At 25.8% G+C, this 11,191-nt stretch carries 8 protein-coding genes and 1 CRISPR repeat array; of the genes, 2 read left to right on the top strand and 6 right to left on the bottom strand.

Going from position 1 to position 11,191, the window contains the following annotated elements:
* Positions 1 to 625: 625 nt before the first annotated feature.
* Positions 626 to 790, bottom strand: coding sequence for a hypothetical protein (locus KGF39_RS07235; RefSeq protein ID WP_227821763.1), 165 nt, complete (start codon positions 788 to 790; stop codon positions 626 to 628).
* Between the two features lie 846 nt (positions 791 to 1,636).
* A CRISPR array of direct repeats spans positions 1,637 to 2,058; the repeat unit is 29 nt; unit sequence ATTTACATACCACATAGTTAATATAAAAC.
* 693 nt (positions 2,059 to 2,751) lie between these two features.
* Here KGF39_RS07235 and KGF39_RS07230 point away from each other — a divergent pair.
* Positions 2,752 to 4,029 carry an amidohydrolase family protein gene (locus tag KGF39_RS07230; protein ID WP_227821762.1) on the top strand — a complete coding sequence of 426 codons (1,278 nt, stop codon included), beginning with the start codon at positions 2,752 to 2,754 and terminating at the stop codon, positions 4,027 to 4,029.
* Positions 4,030 to 4,293: 264 nt separating this feature from the next.
* Here the strand turns inward: KGF39_RS07230 and KGF39_RS07225 are convergent, their stop codons facing one another.
* The 5 genes from KGF39_RS07225 to KGF39_RS07205 all read right to left on the bottom strand — a co-directional run bounded on the left by KGF39_RS07225 (position 4,294) and on the right by KGF39_RS07205 (position 10,491).
* Positions 4,294 to 5,028, bottom strand: coding sequence for a hypothetical protein (locus KGF39_RS07225; RefSeq protein WP_227821761.1), 735 nt, complete (start codon positions 5,026 to 5,028; stop codon positions 4,294 to 4,296).
* The gene (locus KGF39_RS07220) at positions 5,021 to 7,264 is read right to left on the bottom strand and encodes a M1 family aminopeptidase (RefSeq protein WP_227821760.1); all 2,244 of its coding nucleotides are present in this window, start codon (positions 7,262 to 7,264) and stop codon (positions 5,021 to 5,023) included. Before KGF39_RS07220 ends, KGF39_RS07225 begins: the two co-directional genes overlap by 8 nt.
* Positions 7,264 to 8,139, bottom strand: coding sequence for an ATP-binding cassette domain-containing protein (locus tag KGF39_RS07215; protein ID WP_227821759.1), 876 nt, complete (start codon positions 8,137 to 8,139; stop codon positions 7,264 to 7,266). The genes KGF39_RS07220 and KGF39_RS07215 overlap by 1 nt, the downstream gene beginning before the upstream one ends.
* Positions 8,140 to 8,336: 197 nt before the next feature.
* Entirely contained in the window at positions 8,337 to 9,731 is a 1,395-nt protein-coding gene (locus KGF39_RS07210; protein WP_227821758.1) for a sensor histidine kinase, read from the bottom strand.
* Between the two features lie 79 nt (positions 9,732 to 9,810).
* Complete coding sequence (locus tag KGF39_RS07205; protein WP_227821757.1) at positions 9,811 to 10,491, bottom strand: response regulator transcription factor; 681 nt, start codon at positions 10,489 to 10,491, stop codon at positions 9,811 to 9,813.
* Positions 10,492 to 10,806: 315 nt separating this feature from the next.
* Between KGF39_RS07205 and KGF39_RS07200 the strand changes: the two genes are divergently transcribed.
* Positions 10,807 to 11,124: a pyrimidine/purine nucleoside phosphorylase gene (locus tag KGF39_RS07200; RefSeq protein ID WP_074134082.1), complete on the top strand. Its 318-nt coding sequence runs from the start codon at positions 10,807 to 10,809 to the stop codon at positions 11,122 to 11,124.
* The last annotated feature ends 67 nt before the right edge of the window (positions 11,125 to 11,191 follow it).

Below are 11,191 nucleotides of genomic sequence, written 5' to 3'. Positions count from 1 at the left end.
TTAATTATCACTTAAAAAATAAATTTTTATTTAAAGAATACACATAAATATTTCCAGACTCTTTCAGCTGAATCAATGCATACATATCATAATCAAGGGGAAAAAACATTGAAAACAATAATAATAAATTATTATCCAGTTTAGACATGCTATTTAAGAATAGAATAATTATTTTCTATACAAAAATATAAATCCTGTGATTAGAATTTATATTTTTTATTTTATTTTTCTTTATAAATTCATTATATATCTTTACACTTTTATCAATTGTGTTATAATAATCTTATATAAAAGTTTTATATTTTTGACAAATGGAGTACAAAATACTCCTTTTTCTTTTTTATTATTGTGATAAACATTTAGTTAATACTAAAATATTATTACTTAAAACAGACACAAAACGTCTCTTATATGTACATTTTTCATTGTTGTAATAATGATTTTATGTATATATTTCTCACAATTGGAGTGCTTATGCACTCTTTTTTAATACTTTTTATTACCATGACCTATAAACTATTTTATTACCCTTTTTCTTTTATTTTTAAGTAATACAACAAATTATTCCATGTATTTTTCTTCATTTATATGAAATTTTTAGTTTATAGCTATATACACTCTACATTTAATATGAACAACATATTTTGATATTTTTGTTGTTTAACATTATATTACCATTAGAGTCTTTTTCAGCAATTGCAAATGGTACATATACTTGAAAAATCATCAATACTGATATTACAAATGGTACAAATTTTTTAATTTCATAAGGACATCTCCTTGTATACATGAATTACAGTATGAATATTAATAAATTTAAACCTCTTCATAAAATAATTATTTTTTTACATTTAATATGTTATCATTAAGTTTTCTTACATATATTTGTAATCTTTTAGATACTTTTTATAATTATTCTACTGTTATACTTTAATTAAGAAGACTAAATCTAATATTATTTGGTAATTACTTACTAGAAATAATAAAAAATAATTACATTGTAAAGGAGAGGATACTATACGAATTCTTGGAATATTTTACTTATACTTATTGCAATAGGAAACATAGTGGGTACTACAATAAGATATTTGATTAAACACAAAACTAATTATTGTAGTGAAAAATATCTCAATAAATTAGAATTAAAATATGGAAATATAGATAGAGAAAAACCATGAAACTAGAAATATTTTACCACTATTTGATAGGTTTAGAATACATAATGATGGGTTTATTAATAAAAAGTTCATATATTGCAATGATAGCTATGATACTAGTATCTATTATAACACTGGTATCTTATTATTTAATTAGAAGGAGATATATTGTTATATAAGCTACTTATAATTAAACGCTAATAGAATTAGTACTTCAAGTAAAAAAGAAGGTAACAACTAATTAATTGCTACCTTCTAATCTATCCATTGATAAAATTTAACACTTTTTATAAAGTGTGTAAAATCTATCATTCCCCTTTAGAATATTATATTTTTCTTTATTCATAAAGCTTATCTTATTGCATATTCCTTCACCTATAACATATAAATTTTATGTTTGATATGGCTTATAATATTTTATATAACATAGTTAATATAAAACAGAAAGTACGAATAATCCTCTAAATATTCATATCTAGATTTACATACCACATAGTTAATATAAAACAATATCAAAAAGCAATGAATAGTTTCGAGTCAGCGACATTTACATACCACATAGTTAATATAAAACTAGTAAAATGAACATATAGAAGGTAGTCATAACTAAATTTACATACCACATAGTTAATATAAAACGTGGCTACGTATTAACTAAAGATAGTTATAAGCCTGTATTTACATACCACATAGTTAATATAAAACAAAAATTAAACTTAAATTTATGCCAAGGATACATGAATTTACATACCACATAGTTAATATAAAACCAAAAAAACAAGATGCTGTTAACGCATCACAAAAAATATTTACATACCACATAGTTAATATAAAACTTTTGTTATCATATAAGTATAAATATTTTGAAAATTATTTACATACCACATAGTTAATATAAAACCCTCAAAATAAATTGAGCATTTCCAATACTTATACACATACAACTCTCTTAAATTTGCAGTGAGCGAGCAATAGTGCAATTGATAATAGTTCTCAAACATTCTCAAGACCTTATATTTCAACTGTTAAAGCATACTTTAGCATAAATACCGGTCACTGCAAAACTTCTATATTTTTATTATATCATAAAATTTATACTATAAAATAAAAATAGAATAATTTATAAATTGAATAGCACCTACGTGTTTGTAAATGCTTATTATATTCTTCCTGTGTAATTGCCCATAAATTCAACACTTCTTTTAACTTCTTTATTATATTTCTAGCTGAAGCCAACATAAAAACAATTTTTTTTAAATTAGAACATACTGATATAAAAATAACTATGAATAGCCATTCTCACATTTTAGATAAAATGAATAAGGAAGCATGTGAGAATATAAGTAATGTTCTCTTTAAATAATGTTCAGTTTTATATCAGTTCAATGTCAGTCAATATCATATTTTTCTTAAATGTCAGTTATAGATAATAATAAATACTACTAAACAACTACACTTTACTAATATTTACTATTATCTAATAGTATTTATTAGTCAGATTTGATATAATACATATGGTAAAATTTTAATTTATAAAACCAAAAGATAACTTACATATACTAAAATTAACAAATCTAAAACTAAGGAGACTTATATGTTAAAAGCACTAAAAGGAAATATAATTTTCACAAAAACTTCAGACACTTTCACAGTATTTGAAAATAGTTACATTATACTGGAAAAAGGCAAGGTAAAAGGAATCTTTAAAGAAATACCTAAAGAATATAAAAATCTAGAAATAGTAAATTACACTGATAAACTTATAATACCTGGTATGAATGACCTTCATTGCCACGCCTCTCAATTTAAAAATCTTGGAATGGCTATGGATAAAGAACTTTTGCCATGGCTTGAAACTTATACATTTCCAGAAGAGTCAAATTATGAAGATATAGAATATGCAACGAAAATGTATAAAAAATTTGTAAAAGAAGTTTGGAAATCTGGAACTACAAGAATAGCAGTATTTGCAACAGTACATAAAGAAGCTTCTATGAAACTTGTGGATATATTCAAAGAAGTTGGTCTTGGAGCATATGTTGGTAAAGTAAATATGAATATGAATTGCCCTGACACTTTGTTGGAAAACACTTATGATTCTATTACTGATACAGAAGAAATTATAAACAAATATAGTGATACAGATTCTATTGTAAAACCAATCATAACTCCTAGATTTATCCCAAGTTGTACAAGTGAACTTTTAAAAGGTTTAGGAGATTTATGTTTAAAATATAATATTCCTATACAATCACACTTATCTGAAAATCATGATGAAATTGAATGGGTTAAAACTTTAGAACCCGAATCTAAATTTTATGGAGATGCCTATAATAGATATAATTTATTTGGTCAAACTCCTACTCTAATGGCTCATTGTGTTCATTGTTCTCAAGAAGAAATAGATTTAATGAGAGAAAATAATGTTATGGCAGTTCACTGCCCAGCTTCTAACTTTAATGTTGGTAGTGGTGCTATGCCTATCAGAAAATTAATTGATAATAATATTAGATTAGCGCTTGGTTCAGATATAAGTGGTGGACATACATTATCAATATTTAAAGCAATGGTATCTGCAATACAATTATCTAAATTATATTGGGTGAATTCTGGTAAGAAGTGTAATTTCCTATCTTTGTCTGAAGCTTTTTATATTGCAACCAAAAGTGGTGGAAGTTTCTTTGGAAAAGTTGGTAGCTTTGAAGAAGAGTATGATTTTGATGCATTGATTATTGATGATTCAGATTTAAATCATGCCAATTATTCTATACTTGAAAGACTTGAAAGATTTATATATGTTGGTGATGATAGGAATATCATTCATAGATATGTATGTGGAAAATTAATTGAAGAACCTAATATAGAATTATAATAAAAATTTTGATTATATAGAATTTGTTTATATAATCTGTTTAATTTACATAACTATAATTAGTAAAAGAGTATATTTTAAACCTAAAAAACTATAGGTTAAAATATACTCTTTTCCTTTAGTCTATTTATAACTTTAGTAATTATATCATATTTCCCTTAATATAATCCCCTGTTCACATCTTAGATTATCTATATACATCCAAATATTAAAAAAATAATTATGATTTTATAGAACTAATCAATTTTTTCTTTGTAAGCATTTTTAAACTTTATTTTTACTTTTGCTGTATGCTTTACATACACTAACTATTAAGAGTATACCTATCACTCCAAGGGATATTCTACTGATTACAAATCCCTGTGGAATATTAAATGCAAGATTCCCCATCATATCTGCAACTTTACTCTCCAGTATAGAGTTTACTAGACTCTTACCAGATATAATAGATAGTGCACCAGAATTTGTTATAATGAATATTATTGGAATAAAAATATATAGTAAATTTCCATTTATATTACCAATAAACATGCCAATCCCTAATACAAATAATACAGATGGTATTAAAATAAGAAATATAGGCTGTACAAACTGACCAAAGTTATTGAATTGAAATACTCTATTGTAAAAAATAAAACTTATCGCAATTACAATTGCAACTGTTAGAAGATATGCAACTGTTATTGTAATACTTTTTAAGCAAAAATATGTTGTAGGCTTTATCTTAGTTGTCATAGTAATTGTCCTTACTGCTTCTTCTTTTTTTGAAAATATATATGTACAAAACATAAGAACTATAACTAGTAAAAATGGATTTACATCAAGTAAAAAACTTGAATAGCTCCACTCTGAAAATGGTGCTGTATCATTTAAACCATAGATTGTTTTTGTCTTAAGAACATTGTAGGAGAACCATCCTGTTATTAATAGTAAAACTAAATATACCTTAGAAAATAATAGTCTCTTCATTTCATATTTCATTATTTTTAAATTATTCAAGATTCAATTCCTCCCCTGTAAGATTACAAGCTTTTAAGAAATCATCATATTTTAATACATTGTACTTGTATTTATCATATAAACTTTTGAGAATAGTTTCAAATTTATCTTGACCTAAAATCTCCTCCGCCTTTAAAAGTTGTAGTGGCATTTTGTTGTAAAGAAGTCTCATAGAATTAGGTGATAAAATATTGAATACATAGTTCTCAGGTAACTTTTCTAGATACTGTGGATTATTCATATAGAAATTTCTCTTAAGTTTATCATTTTCTTTTTTCCAATTGTCTATGGTTTTTTTACTATACTCTTTTCCATATTCATACTCCATAAACTTATTAGTCGCATAATTTGTTATACCTTCTGATGACCAAGGTGATATCATTGGGTCAACTTGTACTATAATTCCCCACCATTGATGACATATTTCATGTGCCAAAACTTCAACCCCATTACCACCTTCTCCTATACTATTTTCAAATACACCTGGGTTGAAAATACTTTCATCCATATAACTTATATTCTCATATGCTTTTCCTCCAGTCCCAATGCTTGATGTAGCTCCCCCTTCTACTAACTTAAGTGGAATAACTTTATAAGGCTCTAATTCTCCATATTGCTTCGTATAAAAAGCAATAGAATCTTTTATAATTTTCTCTGCATTCATTTTGTTTATCTTATCTTCATTCTTTCTATTATAATAAAACTGTACCTTAATCCCACCTGCTTGTATATCTTTTTTTACATAGTCTGCAGCTATTATAGTTAATCTAGTTCCTTGTGTATTGAATTTCCATGTACATTCATTATTCTTTTTATCAACTTTTAGCTTTTCTGTACTGATTCCACTTATTACAGGTGTTATACCTGTAGGTAAAGTGATGTTACCGTGAATCATTGATTCCATTGTATTCATAACATCAATTTTAGGCTCTGGGTATATTGAGCTACCAACTATCTTAATATTCTCTTCACTTATTATATCTCCTGAAAGAATTTCTTCGAGCAATTGATTATTTATTAATTTACCTCCATACTCAATTTCAATTTTAAGATTTTTTTCTTTAGTCGTATCTAAACTAATTCGCCCTTCTGGTTGCTTCTTTTTAGAGATATCAAATTTAGCTTTTTTGCCATTTATCTTGATATCTTTAACATTGTATCCAGGATTTAAATCAAATTTCAAATTTTGTTCTTTACCACTATTATTTTCCATAGTATATTCTATTTTCCCATCCAAGCTTGCCTTCTTAGGATTTATTTTTATATCAAGACTTGAATCAATTAATTTTATATCCTTATTTAATTTTCCATCTTCTTTAGTAGCCATAACTACACCTGAACCAGATTTCTTATCTACTACATTCTCCATTTTAGTTGGAGGGCTATCATCATAATACGGTTCTAATGCATATATACTATAAGAACTAGCAATTAATACTACAGTTAAAATTGATATTGATATTTTCTTAATATTAAACATCATAGATGAAAAGATATTTTTTTCATATTTTCTTGTACATATTATACCCATTAAATAAGTTGATATTGACACGAAACTCCAAAGCAGTCTATTCCAATATAAAGCTCTTAATTGCAAAGCATTTCCAAAGCTAGAAGAGTAAATAGTGACCTTTGTCTGTACCCAATCAATAAGATAACTACCTTTTACATTTATAGATAAAAATATTAGTATAAGTAACATAATTATACTTAAATCAATACGTCTTGTTATAGAGTAAAATCCAGCTGAAAGTAAAATACCAAATAATATAGCTGGTAACATTAAAACTAAGTAATTTATCAGATAAATATTTAAACTAAAATCCTCACTCATCTTAATGATAGAGTATGGTAGACAGATAATCATTGAAATTATTACAGATACTATAGCTGATACAAAAATAGAAATTACCCTAGCTAGATTTAAACTTTTGGCATCCATGATAGTTTCTATAATCCCATTAGTTTTGTTTCTGTAGACATTATCCATCTCATATATTGTAAACATCGAAAATAAGACTGTGCCTATTAAAGCCCCTAGTTTTGCTGGATTAAGTAAAACAGGTACACTCAAACTAAGCTCTTGTCCTAAATTACTTTGTAGTAATAATTCAGGCATTTCATACATTATTATTGATAAACCTGGTACCAATGCTATTACTAATATGAAAGTCCATGTAATCTTTGAACTAAAAAGCCTCTTTATCTCATCTTTGATAAATTTAATTGATTGCATTACTTTATCTCCTCCTCAGATATTAAAAACATATATGCATCCTCTAGGGATGGTTCTACAGATATTGCAAAATCTGGAAGTTTATGACTTACAATACGATATGAAGTTCCTGTTGTGGTAAGAATACTTGATGTAACTTTAAATTTACTTTTTTTATCACTATGTATTTTTCCATTTTTATCTTCATAAATACCAACATGTCCTTGTGCTTTTTTAATTAACTGTTCTGAGCTTCCATCAAACAATACATTTCCTTTATTTATCACGATTAGTCTATTACATACTGACTGGACATCCTCTATAATATGTGTTGACAATATTACAATTTTATCTCTTGAATTTTTTGAAAATAAGTTACGGAAGTTTATTCTCTCCTCAGGGTCTAATCCAACTGTAGGTTCATCCAGTATTAATAGTCCTGGATTTCCCATTATTGCTTGGGCTATACCTACTCTCTGTTTTTGTCCTCCTGAAAGGGTTTTAATTTTTGAGTTTCTTTTTTCTGATAAATTGGTCTGATTAATAACTTCTTCTATTATCTTTTTTGTGTTTTTATTAATACCTTTTAAAACTGACATATATTCAAGAAATTGATATACTGTTAGTTCATCATATAAACCAAATTCTTGTGGTAAATATCCCAATTTACTTTTTAACTCTGTCTCACACTGCTGAAGAGATTTACCATTTACTAAAATCTGACCTGATGTTTGTAATATTCTTGAAGTTAGTAGCTTCATTAAAGTGCTTTTTCCTGCTCCATTTGGACCCAATAAACCTATAAAATTTGGACTTTCAAGGCTTATATTTATATTTTTTAGTGCTTCCTTTCCTGCTTTATAAGTCATATTTAAATTTTTAACATCGATTTTCATATTTCACTCACCTTTCATATTTTTAGTTTCTTATTACATTTTTTATTATATAAATGAAGTATGTAGTTAATATGTTCTTGCCTTGTTTTTTATATGGTACCTAAATACTTTTTAAATACATGTTTATACTCAAAATAACCCTATACTAAAATTTAACTTTAAAATTTTAGTATAGGGTTATTTTATTTATAAAATATTTACTTCAATATATTTTTTAATGCGATAGGAAATATAGCTGTAAATTTTACACCCACTGATGTATTTTCAATTTTATATTTGACCTTGTGCATATCAAATATAATTTTAATAATATACAATCCTAAACCACTTCCACCAGATTGTCTACTTCGTGACTTATCTACACGATAAAAAGGATTAAAAATATTTTCTATCTCAGATTCTTCTATAAATGTATCTGAATTTTCAACTTCAAAAACTCCACATTCATTATTCTTGTACAATTTTATATTTACCAAAGCACCGTTTTTTGAGTGCTTAATTGAGTTGTTAATAATATTAGAAATAGCTTTTTTCATCAATTTTATATCTACAAAAGAGTATAAATTTTTTTCTATATCACTAATAATATGTATATTCTTATTTTCTGCTAATATTAAGTAGTTTTGTATTGATTTTTGTATTAATGAACTCATATTGATTTCTACTGTATTTAATTTAAATCCAGATGATTCCATACGAGAAATATCAAGAATTTCACGTACCATTTCTTCCATGCTTTCCATTACCTTAAGTGAATGTCTTAAATAAGTATCTCTATCTTTATACATGCCAATATTATATATCATGCCTTCAAGTTGACCTTTTATAATCGTAATTGGTGTTTTTAGCTCATGAGATACCGCTACAAAAAAAGCTCTTCTACTTATTTCATTCTTTCTTTCCTTTTTAATATCTTCTTGAAGCTTTGAATTTGCATGTTCAAGATTATTAAGTGTAATTGATAAATTATGTGCAAGTTCATTTAAACTTAAAGCAAGAGAACCTATTTCATCATTACTTTCTATATCACATCTAACATCTAAATTCATCTGTGCAATTTTTTTTGAGGTGTTACTTATCTTGACAACAGGTTTTGTAATTACTCTGGAATAAATAAATGCAGTAACTAGTGATATTATCAAAATCATTATTGCGACTACTGGTATCAATTTTAATAAAATTATAGAAGCTTCATCAACTACCATCAATTTTGGTACGATAGAGAGAATATATATATCTGAACTATCTTTAAATGTAATCTCAGTGGATATAGCATTTACATAGCTACTTCCCGAAATTTGATTATTTAAGTACTTAGATAAAAAATTATCTTCATTGAATATAGCTTTTTGCTTCTTATTTGATATAATATTTTCATCATCTAATTTACCATACTTTATATCAGATGGTATTTTTACTGATTTTCCATTTTTCACTAAATCAATAGACACATTATTTTCAATTATAAAATCATAAAATTTAGGTGCTGAATCCTCATATTTAGTATTCTTAATAACTTTAACAAATTCATCAAGATTTTTTTTGATATCATCGGTTATGTGTGATTTATATGTTTTGGGCATTGACATCATGATAAATATATAAATTAGCGTACAGGACAAAATAAGTATCAAGGTTGTACTTAAAAAAACTTTTCTATTTAGACTTTTCTTAATCCAATACATCAATCCTATATCCTACCCCTCTTATTGTTTCTATGTAATCCACATCAAGTTTTTTTCTAAGATTTTTTATATGTGTATCTACAACCCTTTCATCTCCTAAAAAATCATATTTCCACAGGCTATTTATTAAATTTTCTCTAGTAAGTACACGACCCTTGTGTTCTATTAATTCCTTTAGAACTTCAAATTCTCTAGCAGTCAATTCAATCTTTTTACCATTAACAAAAACTTTATATCCTTCAACATCAATATTGATATCTCTATATAATAAAAATTTCCTATCCTCATGATTTTCTTCTTTGTCACCGATTCTTCTTAATACTGCCTCTACTCTTTTTAGAAGAACAATTGTAGAAAAGGGCTTTGTAATATAATCATCCACTTTTAATTCAAATCCTTTTACTTGGTCTGTTTCTTCATCCAACGCTGTAAGTATAATAATTGGAATATTAGATTCATTTCTTATCATTTCACAAACTACAAAACCATCTATCTTTGGCATCAAGATATCCAATAAAATCAAATCAAATTGTTGTTTTTTAAACTTCTCAATCCCATCAAGACCATCATTTGCTGTTATAATAGTATAACCTGCATTTTCTAAAAATGTTTTTATTATATTTTGGATATCTATATCGTCTTCTATGACCAATATTCTCTTTGACAATTTTATCCCCTCTTTCTATAACTATAAACTTTAGGTTGTATAATATACATTTAGATTATACATTATCTTTATGTTTTTAATGTGTAGCATAAGGCAATTCTCATAAACTCCTCTCCTATTATATATTGCTAAAATTATCAATTCAATATAATATTTCTATGAAATTTTTACCATTTATTATTCTAAAAACATTTCCTTATTTTTATTTTCATTAATTTTTTTAAGAAATACTAAATTTTATTTGTAAATATATAGCAATTTTTACATTATTTTTATATAATATATATGTACAAATAATTTTGGAGGTTTTATCTAATGAGTGAATTTAAGAATGTTACTGCAGTAAAAAAGGCAAATGTTTATTTTGATGGTAAAGTAAGTAGTAGAGTAATAATACTGCCTAATGGAGAAAGAAAAACTTTAGGATTGATGTTACCAGGAGAATATACTTTTTCTACTAGAGAAGAAGAAATAATGGAAATGCTTGCTGGAAGTATGGATGTAAAACTACCTGGAAGCAATGAGTTTATAACTTATAAAGAAGGTCAAAAATTTAATGTTCCTAGTGATTCAAGTTTTGATTTAAAAGTTAATGAAGTTGTTGACTACTGTTGCTCATATATAGCTGATTAATAAAAATACATATTCTTACATAAAATTAAACATATCTAAAAAGAGCAGTTCAATAAAAACCGCTCTT

The organism is Clostridioides sp. ZZV14-6345, from assembly GCF_020657775.1.
Classification (GTDB): Bacteria; Bacillota; Clostridia; order Peptostreptococcales; family Peptostreptococcaceae; genus Clostridioides; species Clostridioides difficile_D.
The sequence above is the reverse complement of the archived record's forward strand: the minus strand, read 5'-3'. Positions and strand labels throughout refer to the sequence as shown.

Excerpts from the sequence above, each read along its gene's own strand:
- KGF39_RS07200 (WP_074134082.1), top strand. The coding sequence starts at position 10,807 with ATGAGTGAATTTAAGAATGTTACTGCAGTAAAAAAGGCAAATGTTTAT.
- KGF39_RS07220 (WP_227821760.1), bottom strand. The coding sequence starts at position 7,264 with ATGCAATCAATTAAATTTATCAAAGATGAGATAAAGAGGCTTTTTAGT.
- KGF39_RS07235 (WP_227821763.1), bottom strand. The coding sequence starts at position 790 with ATGTATACAAGGAGATGTCCTTATGAAATTAAAAAATTTGTACCATTT.
- KGF39_RS07210 (WP_227821758.1), bottom strand. The coding sequence starts at position 9,731 with ATGATGTCAATGCCCAAAACATATAAATCACACATAACCGATGATATC.
- KGF39_RS07230 (WP_227821762.1), top strand. The coding sequence starts at position 2,752 with ATGTTAAAAGCACTAAAAGGAAATATAATTTTCACAAAAACTTCAGAC.
- KGF39_RS07215 (WP_227821759.1), bottom strand. The coding sequence starts at position 8,139 with ATGAAAATCGATGTTAAAAATTTAAATATGACTTATAAAGCAGGAAAG.